General features: G+C 62.2%; 19 protein-coding genes. 4 read left to right on the top strand and 15 right to left on the bottom strand.

Annotated elements, in window-relative coordinates; all coding sequences use genetic code 11:
- The first annotated feature begins 275 nt into the window (after positions 1 to 275).
- Positions 276 to 1,214, top strand: coding sequence for an oxidoreductase (locus BC443_RS14255; protein ID WP_071232487.1), 939 nt, complete (start codon positions 276 to 278; stop codon positions 1,212 to 1,214).
- 64 nt (positions 1,215 to 1,278) lie between these two features.
- On the opposite strand, the gene BC443_RS14250 is transcribed toward BC443_RS14255, so the two are convergent.
- Positions 1,279 to 1,938, bottom strand: a complete 660-nt coding sequence (locus BC443_RS14250; protein ID WP_071232486.1) for a DUF6629 family protein — start codon at positions 1,936 to 1,938, stop codon at positions 1,279 to 1,281.
- Between the two features lie 261 nt (positions 1,939 to 2,199).
- On the opposite strand from BC443_RS14250, the gene BC443_RS14245 reads away from it, so the two are divergent.
- Positions 2,200 to 2,412: a DUF2945 domain-containing protein gene (locus tag BC443_RS14245; RefSeq protein WP_071232485.1), complete on the top strand. Its 213-nt coding sequence runs from the start codon at positions 2,200 to 2,202 to the stop codon at positions 2,410 to 2,412.
- A 47-nt stretch (positions 2,413 to 2,459) separates the two neighbouring features.
- Here BC443_RS14245 and glmS read toward each other — a convergent pair whose 3' ends face one another.
- On the bottom strand, positions 2,460 to 4,319 hold the full coding sequence (gene glmS, locus BC443_RS14240; protein WP_071232484.1) for a glutamine--fructose-6-phosphate transaminase (isomerizing): 1,860 nt from the start codon (positions 4,317 to 4,319) through the stop codon (positions 2,460 to 2,462).
- A gap of 29 nt (positions 4,320 to 4,348) precedes the next feature.
- Positions 4,349 to 5,125, bottom strand: a complete 777-nt coding sequence (locus BC443_RS14235; protein WP_071232483.1) for a DeoR family transcriptional regulator — start codon at positions 5,123 to 5,125, stop codon at positions 4,349 to 4,351.
- A 177-nt stretch (positions 5,126 to 5,302) separates the two neighbouring features.
- Between BC443_RS14235 and argE the strand changes: the two genes are divergently transcribed.
- Positions 5,303 to 6,451 (top strand): acetylornithine deacetylase, encoded by a 1,149-nt coding sequence (gene argE / locus BC443_RS14230; RefSeq protein WP_083387422.1) that lies wholly within the window; start codon positions 5,303 to 5,305, stop codon positions 6,449 to 6,451.
- On the top strand, positions 6,448 to 7,548 hold the full coding sequence (locus tag BC443_RS14225; protein WP_071232481.1) for a DUF1615 domain-containing protein: 1,101 nt from the start codon (positions 6,448 to 6,450) through the stop codon (positions 7,546 to 7,548). The genes argE and BC443_RS14225 overlap by 4 nt, the downstream gene beginning before the upstream one ends.
- Positions 7,549 to 7,781: 233 nt before the next feature.
- Here the strand turns inward: BC443_RS14225 and glmU are convergent, their stop codons facing one another.
- From glmU to BC443_RS14165, 12 genes are all read right to left on the bottom strand, one after another.
- On the bottom strand, positions 7,782 to 9,170 hold the full coding sequence (glmU, locus tag BC443_RS14220) for a bifunctional UDP-N-acetylglucosamine diphosphorylase/glucosamine-1-phosphate N-acetyltransferase GlmU (protein ID WP_071232480.1): 1,389 nt from the start codon (positions 9,168 to 9,170) through the stop codon (positions 7,782 to 7,784).
- A gap of 180 nt (positions 9,171 to 9,350) precedes the next feature.
- Positions 9,351 to 9,776, bottom strand: a complete 426-nt coding sequence (locus BC443_RS14215) for a F0F1 ATP synthase subunit epsilon (RefSeq protein WP_071232479.1) — start codon at positions 9,774 to 9,776, stop codon at positions 9,351 to 9,353.
- A 27-nt stretch (positions 9,777 to 9,803) separates the two neighbouring features.
- Complete coding sequence (atpD, locus tag BC443_RS14210; RefSeq protein WP_071232478.1) at positions 9,804 to 11,177, bottom strand: F0F1 ATP synthase subunit beta; 1,374 nt, start codon at positions 11,175 to 11,177, stop codon at positions 9,804 to 9,806.
- Positions 11,178 to 11,292: 115 nt separating this feature from the next.
- Positions 11,293 to 12,183, bottom strand: coding sequence for a F0F1 ATP synthase subunit gamma (gene atpG / locus BC443_RS14205; RefSeq protein ID WP_071232477.1), 891 nt, complete (start codon positions 12,181 to 12,183; stop codon positions 11,293 to 11,295).
- A gap of 81 nt (positions 12,184 to 12,264) precedes the next feature.
- Positions 12,265 to 13,809 carry a F0F1 ATP synthase subunit alpha gene (gene atpA / locus BC443_RS14200; RefSeq protein WP_071232476.1) on the bottom strand — a complete coding sequence of 515 codons (1,545 nt, stop codon included), beginning with the start codon at positions 13,807 to 13,809 and terminating at the stop codon, positions 12,265 to 12,267.
- A gap of 16 nt (positions 13,810 to 13,825) precedes the next feature.
- On the bottom strand, positions 13,826 to 14,368 hold the full coding sequence (locus BC443_RS14195) for a F0F1 ATP synthase subunit delta (protein WP_071232475.1): 543 nt from the start codon (positions 14,366 to 14,368) through the stop codon (positions 13,826 to 13,828).
- An 11-nt stretch (positions 14,369 to 14,379) separates the two neighbouring features.
- Positions 14,380 to 14,850: a F0F1 ATP synthase subunit B gene (locus BC443_RS14190; RefSeq protein WP_071232474.1), complete on the bottom strand. Its 471-nt coding sequence runs from the start codon at positions 14,848 to 14,850 to the stop codon at positions 14,380 to 14,382.
- Positions 14,851 to 14,920: 70 nt separating this feature from the next.
- On the bottom strand, positions 14,921 to 15,169 hold the full coding sequence (gene atpE / locus BC443_RS14185; protein WP_011508579.1) for a F0F1 ATP synthase subunit C: 249 nt from the start codon (positions 15,167 to 15,169) through the stop codon (positions 14,921 to 14,923).
- A gap of 73 nt (positions 15,170 to 15,242) precedes the next feature.
- Positions 15,243 to 16,109 carry a F0F1 ATP synthase subunit A gene (atpB, locus tag BC443_RS14180; protein ID WP_071232473.1) on the bottom strand — a complete coding sequence of 289 codons (867 nt, stop codon included), beginning with the start codon at positions 16,107 to 16,109 and terminating at the stop codon, positions 15,243 to 15,245.
- 3 nt (positions 16,110 to 16,112) lie between these two features.
- Complete coding sequence (locus BC443_RS14175) at positions 16,113 to 16,475, bottom strand: F0F1 ATP synthase subunit I (RefSeq protein WP_244179951.1); 363 nt, start codon at positions 16,473 to 16,475, stop codon at positions 16,113 to 16,115.
- A 279-nt stretch (positions 16,476 to 16,754) separates the two neighbouring features.
- On the bottom strand, positions 16,755 to 17,666 hold the full coding sequence (locus tag BC443_RS14170) for a ParB/RepB/Spo0J family partition protein (RefSeq protein WP_071232471.1): 912 nt from the start codon (positions 17,664 to 17,666) through the stop codon (positions 16,755 to 16,757).
- Between the two features lie 28 nt (positions 17,667 to 17,694).
- Entirely contained in the window at positions 17,695 to 18,462 is a 768-nt protein-coding gene (locus tag BC443_RS14165) for a ParA family protein (RefSeq protein ID WP_071232470.1), read from the bottom strand.
- Positions 18,463 to 18,511: the final 49 nt, after the last annotated feature.

The raw sequence follows: 18,511 nt of genomic DNA, 5'->3' as shown, positions 1-18,511 counted from the left end.
ATGAATTGCTGAAGAAGCTCCCTGGCGGCTAGCAGAGGATAACTTCTATAGGCGATCTGATCATCCGGGACCCTACATTTAACCTCTATCCTCGATGAATCGCTTTCGATCCACCGCTCGCCTTTCATCGCGGCCCGCCATGGCGGCTATCCTGATCAGCCGAGGAAGACGGAAGAAGATAAGACGGGAAGAAGCGCCGTAAGAGAAAACGGCGAAAAGCCTGGATGAACAGCTTGATGAAAGACTCGGTGAGGGAACGTTGATGAGAGGGTTCCATGAGTGACGCTGCATCGCCGCCACTGGCCATTGTCACTGGCGCCACCGCTGGCCTCGGCCTGGAAACCGCCAAGGGTCTGGCAAGCGCGGGGTATCGGGTCGTCATCGCCGGCCGCAACCCTGACAAGGGCAAGCTCGCATGCCACGCGGTTCGCCAGCACCGGCCCGGTGTCGACGTTCGCTTCGAGCTGCTCGATCTTGATAGCCTCGAGTCCATACGCCAGTTCGCGGCTCGCCTGCGGAAAAGCGAGGCCACGCTGGAACGGCTGATCAACAACGCCGGCATCATGGCGCCACCGAAGCTGGAGCGCACCGAAGACGGCTTCGAGCGCCAGTTCGGTGTCAACTATCTCGGCCACTTCCTGCTGACGAGCCTGCTGCAGCCGCTGCTGGTGGCTTCTTTCCACCGTGGGCGAGCGCCGCGCGTCGTCCAGCTTTCCAGCCTCGCTCATCGCAGCGGCAGGATCGATTTCGATGACCTCAACGGCGAGCGCGACTACGACCCGTGGCGCGCCTATCGGCAGTCCAAGCTCGCCATGCTGCTGTTTGCCCAGGCGCTGCAGAAGCAGAGCGACCGCCACGGCTGGGGGCTGTCGAGCCTCGCCGCGCATCCGGGGCTTTCACGCACCGCGCTGTTCGATGCCGGCGTGAAGAGCCGCGCACTGGCCGGCCAGGCCTTCAAGCTGGTAATGCCCTTGATCAGCCAATCCGCCGCCGAAGGCGCCAAACCGACCCTCCACGCGGCTCTCGCCGGCGATGTCGATGGCGGCGACTACTTCGGCCCCGACGGCTTCAGCGAAACCCGCGGCGAACCCAAGCGCGCCCATCGCAGTGCCGCGGCCAGGGACCGGGCGGTGGAAGACCGGCTGTGGACAGTCTCGTGTGAACTGACCGGAGCGGTGTGGACTGCTCGTCCTGAACCTTTTCCAGCCAGGTGACCGGGCTATCTTCGATGGATTCCTGGATGGCGATAAAATAGCAATCGCATTATTACCCCTGCTTTTAACGCATTGCATTCTCGTCGACTTCTGCCATGCGTCGGCGATAAAAATGTCCATAGATGAGCAGGCTGGTAATCGCTGCATAAGCGCACCATACCGAAGTAAAAGCATACTGCTTGACCAAAAGCACCACTATCAAACCGAGAACATTGAGCGCACCAAAAACAACAATAGAGCGATAACCCGAAAAAAACAGTGCGCCACAAGTCGCCACTATATATAAAGTTGCAACAAGAATGCTCCTGGTTTCCGGGTTATTGTAGACAACGCTATGACCGCGCAAGGAGATATGGGTATCGTAATTCAGCAGCGCCCAAAAGATATAAATTGCCAGCCCTGCACCGAGGAAAAGAAAGGGAAGAATTCGGCGTCCACGGCGCTGATTCGGCTCGATCAGCCAGATGCCCAATGGCATGAGCAAAGGGAGCAACGCCTGCGCAAAGAGCATATAGGCAAAACCCCAGCCGGCGAGACTACCGAACGTCAACTGCTCCTTCAATCCGAGCCAGACCATACCTTCATTGAATTGATGTATGGCAAACATCAAGGGCACCGCGGCAAATAGCCATTCCTTAGCGTGCCGCGTACGGGCTAGAGTGGCAATGCCTATAACCGCTATGACGCCACTACTCGCAAAACTGGCGGTCGCAGAAAAACACATAATTGGCCCATTCCTTTTCTCAGACTCCAGTCCATCTCTATCAGCGCCCTGAGGAGAATGCTTAACACGGGTCAATGAGCATGGAGCTATTGTCGTCCGCTGCTATCCTGTCATGAATGCCAAAGTGTTCGATCTGCCCATCGTTTTCGGCTCACTCAATTCTGTTCCATGAATCCAAAAGGGCAATTTATCTGAATTAAAGAAAGGTCCGTCTCTTCGGTAAAGAGACGGTTTCGACGAATCCAAACTCCAGGGCGAGCCATGAGTCACAAATTCAAGATCGGTGATCACGTCAGTTGGAACTCCGAAGCAGGTCGGGTCCATGGGACCATCATCAAGATCCATACTCAGGATTTCGACTACAAGGGCCACACTCGGCGCGCATCACCGGATGAGCCACAATATGAGATCAAAAGCGACAAGACGGCCCATGTTGCCGCACACAAGGAGAGCACTCTGACCTCAATCGACTGATGCCAACTCCCCTTATGCCACCATGACGCGCTATTCCCCGTGACGCGCTATTCCACCGTGACGCTTTTGGCCAGATTGCGCGGCTGATCGACGTCGGTGCCCTTGAGCACGGCGACATGGTAGGAGAGTAGCTGCAGCGGGAGGGTGTAGACGATGGGGGCGAGCAATTCATCCACAGGCGGTACGTGGAGCACGCGCAGGTTGTCGGCGGCGGTCAGCGCGACACCTTCGTCGGCGAACACGAACAGCTCGCCGCCGCGGGCGCGGACTTCCTGCAGGTTGGATTTGAGCTTCTCCAGCAGTTCGTCGTTGGGGGCGACAGCGACCACCGGCATATCGGCATCGACAAGCGCCAGCGGGCCGTGCTTGAGCTCGCCGGCCGGATACGCTTCGGCGTGGATGTAGGAGATTTCCTTGAGCTTGAGCGCGCCTTCCAGCGCGATCGGGAACTGGGTGCCACGACCCAGGAACAGCGCGTGATGCTTCTCGGCGAAGGCTTCCGACAGGTCGGCAATCGGCCCGTCCATGGCGAGCGCGCTGTCGAGGATCGCCGGCAGGCCGCGCAGTGCCTGAACCAGCGCCGTTTCCCGTTCATCGCCGCGCTGCCTGCGCAGCGAGAGCGTCAGTAGCATCAGGGCGATGAGCTGGGTGGTGAAGGCCTTGGTGGAGGCGACGCCGATCTCGGGGCCGGCCTGGGTCATCAGCGACAGATCGGATTCCCGGGTCAGAGAGCTGCCGGGCACGTTGCAGACCGCCAGCGTGCCGAGATAGCCGAGCGTTTTCGCATAGCGCAGCGCCGCCAGGGTATCGGCGGTCTCGCCGGACTGGGAAAGGGTGACGAACAGGGTGTTTTCCGGCACCACCACTTCGCGATAGCGATACTCGGACGCCACCTCGACCGTGGTCGGCAGGCCCGCCAACTTCTCCAGCCAGTAGCGTGCCACCATGCCAGCGTGGTAGCTGGTGCCGCAGGCGACGATATGCACCTGCTTGACCTGGTCGAACAGCGCCCTGGCGCCGACACCGAAGCTGCTTTCGAGCACGTGGGAACCGCTCAGCCGGCCCTCCAGCGTGGCGGCGATCACGGCGGGCTGCTCGTGGATCTCCTTGAGCATGAAGTGACGATACTCGCCGCGGCTGGCGGCGCTGTCGCCGTGCTCGTAAGTGTGCACCGGGCGTTCGGCCGGCTGGCCGTCGGCGGCGAATATCTCGATGCCATGGGCGTCGCTCAGGCGCACCACGTCGCCTTCCTGCAGATAGATGAAGCGGTCGGTAACCTGCAAAAGCGCCAGCGCATCGGAGGCGAGGAAGTTTTCGTCGATGCCCACGCCGACCACCAGCGGGCTGCCCTTGCGAGCGCCGACGATCTCCCGCGGCGCATCGGCGTGCATCACCGCCAGCGCGTAGGCGCCGTCGATTCTGTCGAGTGTCGCCTGAACCGCCGCCAGCAGACCGCCGGTTTCGCCACCGTCCTGATTGGCGCTGTCCTGATGTCGAAAGGCGCGGTCGATCAGGTGGGCGACGACTTCGGTATCGGTCTCCGATTCGAACACCACGCCTTCGGCTTCCAGTTCGCGCTTGAGCGGCTCGAAGTTCTCGATGATGCCGTTGTGGACGATCGCCAGCCGCTCGCGCGCCAAATGTGGGTGAGCGTTCACTTCGGACGGTTTGCCGTGGGTCGCCCAGCGGGTGTGCGCGATGCCGACCCTGCCCGTCAGTGCCACCTGCTCGAGCTTCTCCTCGAGCGCGGCGACCTTGCCCTTGGCACGCTGGCGGGCCAGTTCGCCGCCGGCGTTCAACACCGCCATGCCGGCGCTATCGTAGCCGCGATATTCGAGTCGCTTGAGCCCTTCCAGCAGGATGCCCTGCACGTTGCGCGCAGCCAGCGCGGCGACGATTCCACACATAGTCGATTCCTTTCTGAGTCCGTTTTGTCTTACCGCTCGGCGGGCGATTCGGCGACCACCAGCGTCACGTCCTGGCGTTCGATGGCCACCGCCGCGTCATCGTCGATTCGCCAGTCGGTGACCAGCGTGTCGATGCGCGCCCAGGGCAGTTCCAGATTGGGGATACGGCGGCCGATCTTGTCGGCCTCTACCATCACCACCACCTCGCGGGCGACCTCGGCCATGACGCGGGTCAGGCCGAACAGTTCGTTGTAGGTGGTGGTGCCGCGTTCGAGATCGATGCCGTCGGCGCCGACGAAGAGTTGATCGAAGTCGTAGGCTCGCAGTACCTGCTCGGCAACCTGGCCCTGGAAGGATTCCGAATGCGGATCCCAGGTCCCGCCGGTCATCAGCAGCGCCGGTTCCGACTCCAGCTCGCGCAGCGCGCCGGCCACGGCGAGCGAGTTGGTCATCACTACCAATCCGCGCAGGCCGCCCAGCTCGCCGATCAGCGCGGCGGTGGTGGTGCCGCTGTCGACGATGATCCGGTTGTGCTCGCGAATGCGTGCTCGTGCCGCCTGGGCAATGGCCTGCTTGTACGGTGACAGGGTCTGCAGCGGCTCGCTCAGCATCTCCTGGGGCAACGGCGCGGCGCCGCCGTAGCGGCGCAGCAGCAGGCCGCTGCGCTCCAGCGTGTTGAGATCCTTGCGAACGGTGACTTCGGAGATCGCGAAGCGGCTCGCCAACGTCTCGACCGGGGTTTCCCCGTGTTCGTTGACGTAGGCAAGAATGGCATGGCGGCGCTGGGCAGTATCGCGTTTGGGCATGATTCGGGTTTCGAGATTCGGCCTTTATATTTCGATTCGAAATTTAACAGATTCGAATCAAAGCTTATTGAGGCAAACTCGTCAAGTCTTGCGATACTCGGGGTGGCGAGGTAGCCACCATTGGGCAGGCTCGGCATCATGGTCACCATCGGGAACAACCATAAAAGGTCTCCAGGCATGACCAGTCAGGAACTCCTCGGAAAACTCATCGGCTTCGATACCGTCAGTCGCGAATCCAATCTCGCGCTGATCGAATTCGTGCGTGATTATCTCGCCCAACACGACGTCGATAGCGAGCTGATCCACAACGACGACGGCAGCAAGGCCAATCTATGGGCGACGATCGGCCCCACCGATCGCGGCGGCGTGGTGCTCTCCGGCCATACCGACGTGGTGCCGGTGGACGGCCAGCCGTGGACGGTGCCGGCGTTCGAGATCACCGAGCGCGACGGCAAGCTTTACGGTCGGGGTACCACCGACATGAAGGGCTACCTCGCCTGCGTGCTGGCGGCGGTGCCGAGCTTCACCGCTGCGGAGCTGAAGATGCCGATCCATCTGGCGTTCTCCTATGACGAGGAAGTGGGCTGTCTCGGCGTGCGTTCGATCATTTCGATGCTGGAAGGCAGACCTCACAAGCCGCTGGCCTGCATCATCGGCGAGCCGACCGAACTCAAGCCGGTGCTGGGCCACAAGGGCAAGCTCGGCGTGCGCTGCCGCGTGCATGGCGCGCCCTGCCACTCCGCCTATGCGCCGGAAGGCGTCAACGCCATCGAGTACGCCGCCAGGATGATTACTCGGCTCAACCAGATTGGCGAGCGCCTGGCCGACCCATCGCGTCACGACGACCGCTTCTACCCGCCTTTTTCCACCATTCAGACCGGCATGATCGAGGGTGGACGCGCGCTCAACATCGTGCCGTCGGAGTGCCGTTTCGACTGGGAAGTCCGCTCGCTGCCGGGCTTCGATGCCAATGATGTCGAACGCGAGATGCGCGACTACGCCGACAACGAACTGATCCCTCGCATGCGCGCGGTCGAGCCGAACACCGATATCGTGTTCGAGCCGCTGCAGGCCTACCCGGGGCTGACCACCGAGGCCTCGAGCGAGGTGGCGCGCCTGATCGCTACGCTCTCGGGTCGCGATGACTTCGGTACGGTCGCCTACGGCACCGAGGGCGGACTGTTCCACGAAGCCGGCATTCCCACCGTGGTCTGCGGCCCCGGCTGCATGGATCAGGGCCACAAGCCGGACGAGTTCATCGCCATCGACCAGCTCGAGCGCTGCGATGCGATGATGCAGAGACTGAAGGAGCATTTGAGCGCATGAAGGGATTCACACGCCTTTCCAGGCTTCACTGGGCGCCGGCATTCGCGCTGGCCCTGCTGGCCGGCTGTAGCACGCAGGCGCCCCAGCCCGGCTTCGAGCAGCGTCCGGCGAGCGTGAAGAACGAACTGGTTTCGCTCATTCCCGCCTCCGCCGAGGATCGCGACGGCTGGGCGACGGACATTACCGCCGCGTTCTCGGCCCAGAATCTGCCCGCAACCCGGGACAATCTGTGCTCGGTGCTGGCGGTGATCGAGCAGGAGTCGACCTACACGGCGGATCCCAGCGTGCCCAATCTTTCGGCCATTGCCCGGGAGGAGATCGAACGTCGCGCCAGCGCGCTGCATATTCCGGGCTTTCTGGTCGAGGCGGGCCTGAATCTCGAGTCGCCCACCGGCGAAACCTACAGCGAGCGGCTCGCTCACATCACCACCGAGCGGGAGATGAGCGAGATCTTCGAGGATTTCATCGGCATGGCGCCGCTGGGCCGCCAGCTCTTCGGTAGCCTCAACCCGGTGCATACCGGCGGCCCGATGCAGGTCAGCGTCGATTTCGCCGAAGAGCATGCCGAGAACTATCCCTACCCGGTTGACGACTCGATTCGCCACGAAGTGTTCACGCGGCGCGGCGGGCTCTATTTCGGCATTGCCCACCTGCTCGGCTATCCCGCGAATTACGACGAGCCGATCTATCGTTTCGCCGACTTCAACGCCGGCTGGTACGCCAGCCGCAACGCCGCGTTCCAGGCCGCGGTGAGCCAGCTTTCCGGCATTCCGCTGGCACTCGACGGCGACCTGATCATCCCCGGCTCCCGCCAGGCCGGGCAGACCGAACTGGCGGTTCGCGCGCTGAAACGCCAGCTGGAGATGGACGACGGCGAGATCCGCGACGCGCTCGAGCAGGAGAATTCCCTCGAATTCGAGCAGACCGAGCTCTATGAAAAGGTCTATTCGCTGGCGGCCCGACAGGAAAACCAGCCGATCCCCTACTCGCGCCTGCCGGGGATCAAGCTCGAAAGTCCCAAGATCACCCGCAACCTGACCACGGCATGGTTCGCCAATCGGGTCGACGACCGCTGGCAGCAATGCATGGCGCGTTGAGGCGAATTGCGAAAGCAGATCAGGACAGATTCTGGATCGGCGCGTAAGGACATCTGACCGCCATGGATGGCGGAAATGCAGAAAATGCAGGGAGCAATTTTCTGCCCTGTCCCAACGCGCCTCTTGCGACATTCATGTCGCAAGACCCAGCTTGGCGAGTGCGGCGCAGCGTGCACTCGATAGGCGCTATGGGGTGGCAATGCCGATGCATGAGAAGTTGGTAAGGTAGTCGATCAGCTCTTCGGTATCTTCACCGGCCGCTGCCAGCCCTGCTTGACCACCTGCCGACTCCGCCCGATGGCCAGCTCGTCGTCTTTCACTTCGCGAGTGATCGTCGAGCCCGCGGCAATCGTGGCGCCATTGCCGATGGTGACCGGAGCGACCAGCGAGCTGTTGGAGCCGACGAAGACCGCTTCGCCGATCTCGGTGCGATGCTTGTTGGCGCCGTCGTAGTTGCAGGTGATCGTCCCGGCACCGATGTTGGTGTCGCGGCCGATCTCGGCGTCGCCCAGATAGCTCAAATGGCCCGCCTTGACGCCCTCGCCGAGGGTGGCGTTCTTGGTCTCGACGAAGTTGCCCACATGCGCCTTGGCGCCCAGGCGGGTGCCGGGACGCAGGCGGGCGAACGGGCCGCAGTCGCTGCCTTCGCCCATTTCGGCGCCTTCCAGATGGCTGTTGGCCTTCACCACTGCGCCGCGCCGCAGGATGCTGTCCTTGATCACGCAGTTGGGGCCGATGACCACGTCGTCTTCCAGCGTCACCTGCCCTTCCAGGATCACGTTGACGTCGATCCGGATGTCCCGGCCGAGAGTGACCTCTCCCCGCAGATCGAAACGCTGGGGGTCCGCGAGAGTGACTCCTGCCGCCATTAGACGATCCGCCTGGCGACGCTGATAGGCGCGCTCCAGTGCCGCCAACTGGCGGCGATCATTGACGCCCTCGACTTCGACCGGCGCGCTCGGCCGGGTCGCCTTGATTTCGACGCCATCCGCGGCGGCCATGGCGATCACGTCGGTCAGGTAGTACTCGCCCTGGGCGTTCTCGGCGGAGAGCTGCGGCAGCCAGCGACGCAGCTGTGCGCTGGTCATCGCCATGATGCCGGTGTTGCATTCACGGATGGCGCGCTGCTTGGCATCGGCGTCCTTGTGTTCGACGATGGCGACGACCGCATCCTTGTCGTTGCGCACGATCCGGCCATAGCCGGCAGGATCGTCGAGCGTCACCGTCAACAGCGCCATGTGCTGCTCGTCGACGCCCTCGAGCAGGCTTTCGAGGGTCCTGGCCTGGATCAGCGGCACGTCACCGTAGAGCACCAGCACCTTGCCGTCGCCGAGGCCATCCAGCGCCTGGGCAACCGCATGCCCGGTGCCCTTCTGCTCGGTCTGCTCGCAGAAGGCGAGTTCGCGATCGGCAGGCATCGAACCAGCGTTCGACAGCGCGTCGCGCACCGCCTCGCCGCCGTGGCCGACCACCACATGCAGCCTGGCGCGCTCCAGCCCCGCGGCGGTATCGACGACGTGCTGTACCAGGGGGCGGCCCGCCAGCTCGTGCAGCACCTTCGGTGTCTTCGAGCGCATGCGGGTACCTTGGCCGGCGGCCAGAATCACGACGTCGAGGGTCATTGCATTAGTCCTTCGCTGATCAATGGAAACTGGGCGTCATTCTAGCGTTTAAGAAGCGGCCTGACAGAGGAACCGGAGATAACCGGGCGGCCACGAAAAAGGCGACTCCGGGGAGTCGCCTTCAGGTACCGCACTAGCGTGTACTGCACGGGTACTTGCGTCGGTGCACGGCGCGTGCCGTCAGCCGCGGCCGCCCTTGCGACGCAGCTGTTGCAGCGTGCGCAGCTGAGCGGTGGCTTCGGCCAGTTCGGCGGCGGCGCGCGCGTAGTCGAGCTCGGTCTGCTTTTCGTTGAGCGAGGCCAGCGCATGCTGACGCGCCTGCTCGGCTTCCGCTTCATCGAGATCGCTGGCTCGGGTGGCGGTATCCGCCAGCACCGAGACCACGTCCGGCTGCACTTCGAGGAAGCCGCCGGTGACGTAATAGAGCTCTTCTTCACCGCTTTCCTGAATCACGCGCACCGGACCGGGCTTGAGCTCGGTCAGCAGCGGCGCGTGACCGCGCAGGATACCCAGATCGCCGGCCACGCCGGCAGCGATGAGCTGCTCGACGTTGCCCGAGAAGATCTCCTTCTCGGCACTGACGATGTCACACTGAAATGTGGCCATAGCGATATCTCCCGGGAGTCTGCAGGCTTACTTCATGCTCTTGGCTTTCTCGACGGCTTCGTCGATGGTGCCGACCATGTAGAACGCCTGTTCCGGCATGTCGTCGTAGTCGCCGTTGAGGATGCCCTGGAAGCCACGAATGGTTTCCTGCAGCGACACGTACTTGCCGGGCGCACCGGTGAAGACCTCGGCGACGAAGAACGGCTGCGACAGGAAGCGCTGGATCTTACGCGCCCGGGCCACGGCCAGCTTGTCTTCGTCGGACAGCTCGTCCATCCCCAGGATGGCGATGATGTCCTTGAGCTCCTTGTAGCGCTGAAGCACGTTCTGCACACCGCGAGCGGTGTTGTAGTGTTCTTCGCCGACGACCAGCGGATCGAGCTGGCGCGAGGTGGAGTCGAGCGGATCGACGGCCGGATAGATACCCAGCTCGGCGATGGAACGCGACAGGGTCACGGTCGAATCCAGGTGGGCGAAGGTGGTCGCCGGAGACGGGTCGGTCAAGTCGTCCGCCGGCACGTAGACGGCCTGGACGGAAGTGATCGAGCCGGTCTTGGTCGAGGTGATGCGCTCCTGCAGGGCGCCCATCTCTTCCGCCAGGGTCGGCTGGTAACCCACCGCCGACGGCATACGACCCAGCAGTGCCGACACTTCGGTACCGGCCAGGGTGTAGCGGTAGATGTTGTCGACGAACAGCAGGACGTCACGACCTTCGTCACGGAAGTTCTCGGCGATGGTCAGGCCGGTCAGGGCGACGCGCAGACGGTTGCCCGGCGGCTCGTTCATCTGGCCGTAGACCAGGGCGACCTTGTCGAGAACGTTGGATTCCTGCATCTCGTGATAGAAGTCGTTACCTTCACGAGTACGCTCGCCGACACCGGCGAACACGGAATAACCGCTGTGCTCGGTGGCGATGTTACGGATCAGTTCCATCATGTTGACGGTCTTGCCGACACCGGCGCCGCCGAACAGGCCGACCTTGCCGCCCTTGGCGAACGGGCACACCAGGTCGATGACCTTGATGCCGGTTTCCAGCAGGTCGCTGGATGCGGCCTGATCCGCATAGCCGGGTGCCTGACGGTGGATCGGCATGCGCTCGGCATCGATCTCGCCGGCTTCGTCGATCGGCTCGCCCAGCACGTTCATGATGCGGCCCAGCGTCTGCTTGCCGACCGGCACCGAAATCGGCGCACCGGTGTTGACCACCTCGATGCCCCGCTGGAGACCTTCACTGGAGCCCATGACGATGGCGCGAACCACGCCGTCGCCGAGCTGCTGTTGCACTTCGAGAATGGCCTCTTTACCCGAGACCGTCAGCGCGTCGTAGACCTTGGGAACGTCGTCCCGCGGAAACTCTACGTCAACCACCGCGCCGATGATTTGTACGATACGTCCGCTCATAGTGGTTCCTCGTAAACCTGCAAATGAAACCTGTAGGCGTCGTGCGAAGTGAACTCATTCACACGACGCTTGGCCAAGCCGTACTCGAGATCGCCGCCCCGCAGGCGACGAACCGTCATACCGCCGCGGCACCGCCGACGATTTCCGAAATTTCCTGGGTAATGGCCGCCTGACGCGCCTTGTTGTACACCAGTTGAAGATCGTCAATCAGATCGCCGGCGTTGTCGGTCGCGTTCTTCATCGCGATCATGCGCGCGGCCTGCTCACAGGCCGCGTTCTCTACCACGGCCTGATACACCTGAGATTCGACGTAGCGAACCAGCAGATGATCGAGCAGGGTCTTGGCATCCGGCTCATACAGGTAGTCCCAGCTTTTCTGCGTATCACCGGGACTGGGTTGTTCTTCCCCTTCGCTCTCGTCCGCGACTGCCTCGAGTGGCAGCAGCTGACGCACGACGGGTTTCTGGCTCATGGTGTTGACGAATTCGTTGTACACCACGTAAAGCCGATCCAGACTGCCTTCATCGAAGGCATCGAGCATCACCTTGACGCTACCGACCAGATCCTGGGCTTCCGGTGCATCGCCGAGGCCCTTCTTGGCTGCCAGCAGATTGCCGCCGCGCTTGCGGAAGAAACCACCGGCCTTGCTGCCGATGGCCGCGAAATCGGCACCGACGCCTTTCTGGTCCCAGTCGCGCGCATGCTTGACCACCGCCTTGAACAGATTGACGTTCAAGCCGCCGGCGAGCCCGCGGTCGCTGGAAACGACAATATAACCGACGCGCTTGACGTCGCGTTCGATCATGTAGTCGTGACGGTATTCCGGATTGGCCTTGGCGACGTGCCCGACCACCCGGCGGATCAGTTTGGCATAGGGCTGGCTGGCCGCCATGCGCTCCTGAGCCCGACGCATTTTCGACGCAGCGACCATTTCCATGGCGCTGGTGATTTTCTGCGTGTTCTTGATGCTCCCAATCTGGGACTTGATCTCTTTTCCAGCTGCCATCTCGGATCACCCTGATTCATGCCATTCAGTCGGGCGTGGCGACCCGCTCGCATCGCATCGCGAGGGAGCGGGTCGCGCCACTTACCAGGTCTGAGTGGACTTGAACGACTCGAGACCCGACTTGAGACCTTTCTGGATCTCGTCGTCGTAGCCGCCGCTCTGGTTGATCTTGTCGAGCAGATCGGCGTGCTCGGACTTCATGTAGTCGTGCAGCGCACGTTCGAAGTCCAGCACCTTGTCGACCGCGACGTCGTCCAGAAAACCTTCGTTGGCGGCGTAAAGCGTGACGCCCATCTCGGCCACGGACAACGGCGAGTACTGCTTCTGCTTCATCAGTTCGGTGACACGCTGGCCATGCTCGAGCTGCTTGCGGGTCGCCTCGTCGAGATCGGAAGCGAACTGCGAGAACGCCGCCAGCTCGCGATACTGCGCGAGAGCCAGACGAACACCGCCGCCGAGCTTCTTGATGATCTTGGTCTGGGCCGAACCACCGACACGCGATACCGACAGACCGGCGTTGATCGCCGGGCGGATACCGGAGTTGAACAGGCCGGTCTCGAGGAAGATCTGACCGTCGGTGATCGAGATCACGTTGGTCGGAACGAACGCGGAGACGTCGCCACCCTGGGTCTCGATGATCGGCAGTGCGGTCAACGAACCGGTCTTGCCTTTCACTTCACCGTTGGTGAACTTCTCGACGTAGTCGACGTTGACGCGCGCGGCGCGTTCGAGCAGACGCGAGTGGAGATAGAAGACGTCACCCGGATAGGCTTCACGGCCCGGCGGGCGACGCAGCAGCAGCGAGATCTGGCGATAGGCGACGGCCTGCTTGGAAAGGTCGTCGTAGACGATCATCGCGTCTTCGCCGCGGTCGCGGAAGTACTCGCCCATGGTGCAGCCGGCATACGGTGCCAGATACTGCATCGAGGCCGGGTCGGCAGCACCGGCGGCCACCACGATGGTGTGGCCCATGGCGCCGTGCTCTTCGAGCTTGCGCACCACGTTGGCGATGGTCGACTGCTTCTGGCCAATGGCGACGTAGATACAGGTGACGCCCTTGCCCTTCTGGTTGATGATCGCGTCGAGCGCGACCGCCGATTTACCGATCTGACGGTCGCCGATGATCAGCTCGCGCTGACCGCGGCCGATCGGCACCATGGCGTCGATCGACTTGAGACCGGTCTGGATCGGCTCGTCGACGGACTGACGCGTGATGACGCCCGGCGCGACCTTCTCGATCGCGTCGGTCATCTTGGCGTCGATGTCGCCCTTGCCATCGATCGGGTTGCCCAGCGCATCGACCACGCGGCCGATCAGCTCCGGGCCTACCGGCACTTCGAGGATACGACCGGTACACTGCGCGGTCATGCCCTCTTCGAGCTCCAGGTAGTCGCCCAGGACCACGGCGCCGACACTGTCGCGCTCGAGGTTGAGCGCCATGCCGAAGACGCCACCGGGGAATTCGATCATTTCGCCCAGCATCGCATCGGCCAGGCCGTGGATGCGAACGATGCCGTCAGCGACGCTGACGACGGTGCCCTGATTGCGGGCTTCGGACGCGACATCCAGCTTTTCGATACGCTGTTTGATGATGTCGCTGATCTCGGAAGGATTCAGTTGCTGCATGCCATGTCCCTCGAACTCAGGCGGTGAGCGCTTCGCGCAGACGTTGCAATCGACCGCGTACCGAACCGTCGATGACGGTATCGCCGGTACGCAGGATCACGCCGCCTAGCAGCTCGCGGTCCACCTGAGTGGTAATGGAGATTTCACGATTCAGGCGCTTCTTCAGAGCCTCGGCGAGAACGGACTGCTGCGCGTCATCCAGCGCGAAGGCGGAGACGATGGTGACATCGACCCGCTTTTCCTGCTGGGCGCGCAGCGCCTCGAACTCGGCGTGGATGTCGGGCAACGCAGCCAGACGCCCCTTTTCACCGACGAGGCGCAGGAAGTTGCCTACCCCTTCGTCGAAAGGTTCGTCACCGCAGACTTCCAGCAGCAGACGCGTCTTGTCCTCGAAGGTCAGCCGCGGGTTGCCGAGAATGCGTTCACGGACATCGGAGTCACCGGCCGCCTGGGCGACCAGTGACAGACTCTGGGACCACGCTTGGAGCGCCTTGTTATCGCGCGCGAACTCGAACGCCGCCTTGGCGTAGGGTCGAGCGACGGTAGACGATTCAGCCATGGTGCGCCTCCTTAGAGCTCGGCAGCGAGCTTGTCGACGAGCTCACGATGCTTGGCTTCGTCGATGGAGGACTCCAGGATGCGCTCTGCACCGGCGACGGCCAGCAGCGATACCTGGGCACGCAGCTCTTCCTTCGCGCGATTGATCTCCTGATCGATTTCGCTGCGAGCGCCTGCAATGATGCGCTCGCCTTCGACCCGCGCATTGTCGCGGGCTTCTTCGACGATCTGATTGGCCCGCTTGTTGGCCTGTTCCAGGATCTGCTGCGCCTGTTCCTTGCTTTCCCGCAGAGTCTCTTCGGCCTTTTCCTGAGCCAGTTCGAGATCACGGGTCGCACGGCTGGCTGCATCCAGTCCATCGGCAATCTTCTTCTGTCGCTCCTGCAGGGCCTGCATGACCGGGGGCCATACATACTTCATGCAGAACCAGACGAAGACTGCAAAGGCAATGGCCTGACCAATCAGTGTAAGGTTCAGATTCACGCCAGCACCTCTCGCGTCACGGGTTTGGGGTTAGGGTCACCGGAGGCCTCGTGGGCCACGAACGGTGCCGTTAACCGACAAACGGATTGGCGAAGGTGAAGAACAGGGCGATACCGACACCGATCATGGTCACGGCGTCAAGCAGGCCCGCGACGATGAACATCTTGACCTGCAGCTGCGGGATCATTTCCGGCTGACGCGCGGCGCCTTCCAGGAATTTGCCACCGAGGATACCGAAGCCGATGGCGGTGCCGAGGGCACCCAGGCCGATCAACAGAGAAACGGCAATTGCGGTCATGCCCAGAACTTGTGCTTCCATGGTTCTCTCCAGTTTCAGTCGAGTCTTGCTCAGTCGAGTTTTACTAAGGGTCAGGGGTTAACGGGAACGCTACTCAATGCTGCTCTTCCGTCGCCATACTCAGGTAGACGATGGTGAGCATCATGAAGATGAAGGCCTGCAGCGTGATGATCAGGATGTGGAAGACCGCCCACGGGAAGTGCAGCGGGAGCTGCCACAGTCCGACCATGGCTATCAGGATGAAGATCAGTTCACCGGCGTAGAGGTTACCGAACAGTCGTAGCGCCAGTGAAACCGGTTTGGCCAACAAGGTAACGATTTCAAGCAAAAAGTTGACCGGAATCAACAAGATCTGGGCAAGTTTGTTGGGCGTGTTGAACGGGTGCAGTGTCAATTCCGCGATGAAACCGGACAGGCCCTTGGAACGAATGGAATAGAAAATGATCAGCGCGAAGACCGACAGCGACATGCCGAGCGTGGCATTGACGTCGGTGGTGGGCACAACCTTGAAATAGACGTGCGCCGGGTCGGCACCGAACCAGGCACCCACTTTCTGGGCCAGCATCGGCAGGAAGTCCACCGGCACCAGGTCCATGATGTTCATCAGGAAGATCCAGCAGAAGATGGTCAGCGACAGCGGCGCGATCAGCCGGCTCTTGCCGTGGAACGTCTCGCGTACGGAGCCATCGACGAATTCGACCATCATCTCGACGAAGTTCTGCAGCCCGGTCGGCACGCCGGTGGAAGCGCGCTTGGCAACCAGGCGGAACAGATACAGGAACAGTACCCCGAGCCCGATCGACCACAGCATGGTATCGACGTGAATGGCCCAGAATCCCATCGCCTTGGCATCGGCGGCGGAATGAGCCATGGACCAGCCGTTTTCCGGATGCAGACCAAACGTCATGTTCTGCAAATGGTGCTGGATGTACTCCGTACTCGTCATGTTGTTGCCAGCCATGGTTCAGCCTCGAGATTGAATGTGTGACGGTCGGCGCAGGAGCCAGGGCCCCAACCAGTGCGCCAGCAGCGTCACCACATAAGCGCCAAAGAAGAAAGCAGGGTTTGAGGGGGGCACTGTCACGAATACCAGCGTGAACAATACCGCCGTCAAACCGAACTTGCCGGCCTCGGCGTGGTAGAAACTCTTGACGATGTATCTTGCCTGCGCTGCGCCCTGATAGCGAAAGGCACGCCAGGCAAAAAAGGCGTTGGGGATGGCAGCAACGAAGCCGCCGGTCAAAGCGGAAAGCGCTGTTCCGCGATCCCAAATACCCCAGGCGACGAGACCCAGCCCCATCACCACACCGCACTGTAACAGGATCAATGCCGCGATTCGCGGTCTTGGAAGCTTGGCCGGTGCCGCTGGTTGCATGGCGTCGGTCTCGCCTTGAATCCTGGAATGGTCTTGTTTCTATGTTCGATGTCTGCGTCGGCATCAGCCTGGCAAATCTCGGCGGATTATAGAGAAGCGGCAATGCCGCTTCAACCGAACCTGCACCGATCTGAGGCGTCTTTCCGATTAAATGTTCACGAAAAGTGCGCAATTTCCGTTAACGCGCTAAACGTTTTTCAATCTCTGAAAGCGTTGACGATTCATCACTCTTCAGCGGATGTGGCCGAGTATGCCATCCAGTTCGTCGAGGCTGGTGTAACGAATGGTGACTCGCCCCTTCCCGGAACTGTTGTGATGAATCTTGACCGGCGCCCCCAGCAGGTCGGCCAGGCGATTCTCGAGCCGCCCGACATCCGCCGGTGGCCGCTTGTCCTCGGCCTTTTTCTGGCCGCTGGCGATCTGTTTCACCAAGGCTTCGGTCTGGCGCACGGTAAGCTCCCGCGCCACGACTTCGTGCGCGGCGTGCCGCTGCTTGGCGGCCGGCAGGCTGAGCAGGGCGCGGGCGTGTCCCATGTCCAGATCGCCACGTTCGAGCAGCGTCAACACCTGCGGTTCCAGCGCCAGCAGACGCAGCAGGTTGGCGACCTGGGCACGGGAGCGCCCTACCGCATCGGCGACCTGCTGCTGGGTCAGTTCGAACTCGTCGAGCAGACGCTTGAGCGCCATCGACTCCTCGACCGGGTTGAGGTTCTCGCGCTGAATGTTCTCGATCAGCGCCAGCGCCAGCGCGACCTCGTCGCTGACTTCGCGAATGACTGCCGGAATGGTATCGAGCTCGGCCAGTTGAGAAGCCCGCCAGCGACGTTCGCCGGCGATGATCTCGTAGCGCTCTGCGCCAATTTGTCGCACCACGATCGGCTGCATGACGCCTTGTGCACGGATCGAATCCGCCAGCTCTTCCAGGGCTTCGGGCTGGATGTCGCGTCGTGGCTGATACTTGCCTCGGGTCAACTGGCGCAGCGGCAACCGCTCGAGTCTTTCTTCGACAGACTGGGATTCCGGCGGCGCCTGTGCGGGTGACGGCGTACCCGAATCGGCCTGCGACAAACTGTCGCGGCGACGGGCACTGGACCCGATCAGCGCGTCGAGACCGCGACCCAGGGGGCGTTTGCGCGTCGTCATGGGGTGTTCCTCGCAGCAGTCATCGTCATTACAGCGCCAGCCGGCGAATCAGTTCCTTGGCCAGAACACGGTGCGCCTGGCTGCCACGCGAGAGCCGCGCGTATTTGGTGACCGGCACGCCGTGACTGGGCGCTTCCGCCACGCGAACGTTGCGCGGGATGGTGGTCTTGAGCAGGGAATCGCCGAAATACTGGCCGAGCTGCTTGCTGACGTCTCGCGTCAGGCTGTTGCGAGGATCGTACATGGTTCGCACGATGCCGAAGATCTCGAGCGTGGGGTTCACGCTCTCCTGGATCTGTTCGACGGTATCGAGCAGCGCCGAGAGTCCTTCGAGCGCGTAGAATTCGCACTGCACCGGAATCAGTACGCCATGGGCGGCGGTCAGGGCGTTGACCGTCAGCATGTTGAGCGACGGCGGGCAGTCGATCATCACCACGTCGTAATCTTCGGCGACGCTCCCGACGGCGGTTTGCAGCACCCGTTCGCGGCCATCGCGGTCGAGCAGATCGACCTCGGCAGCGGTCAGGTCGCCATTGCCCGGCAGTAGCGCATAACCGGCAACGGCGCAGTCGACGATCACCTCGGCGGCACTCTTGTCGCCGAGCAGCACATCGAGCACGCTGCCGTCGAGATCGTGCTTGTCGACCCCGCTGCCCATGGTGGCGTGGCCCTGGGGATCGAGATCGATCAGCAATACGCGACGATCGAGTGCCGCGAGGCAAGCCGCCAGATTGACCGCGGTCGTGGTCTTGCCGACACCGCCCTTCTGATTGGTCAATGCGATGATTCTGGTCACTGGCGACTCCCTTCGTCGAAACTGATCCTGTGGATCGCGAGCGATCCGC

It is taken from the genome of Salinicola sp. MIT1003 (assembly GCF_001858555.1).
Classification (GTDB): domain Bacteria; phylum Pseudomonadota; class Gammaproteobacteria; order Pseudomonadales; family Halomonadaceae; genus Salinicola; species Salinicola salarius.
This window is presented reverse-complemented; position numbering and strand designations above follow the sequence as displayed.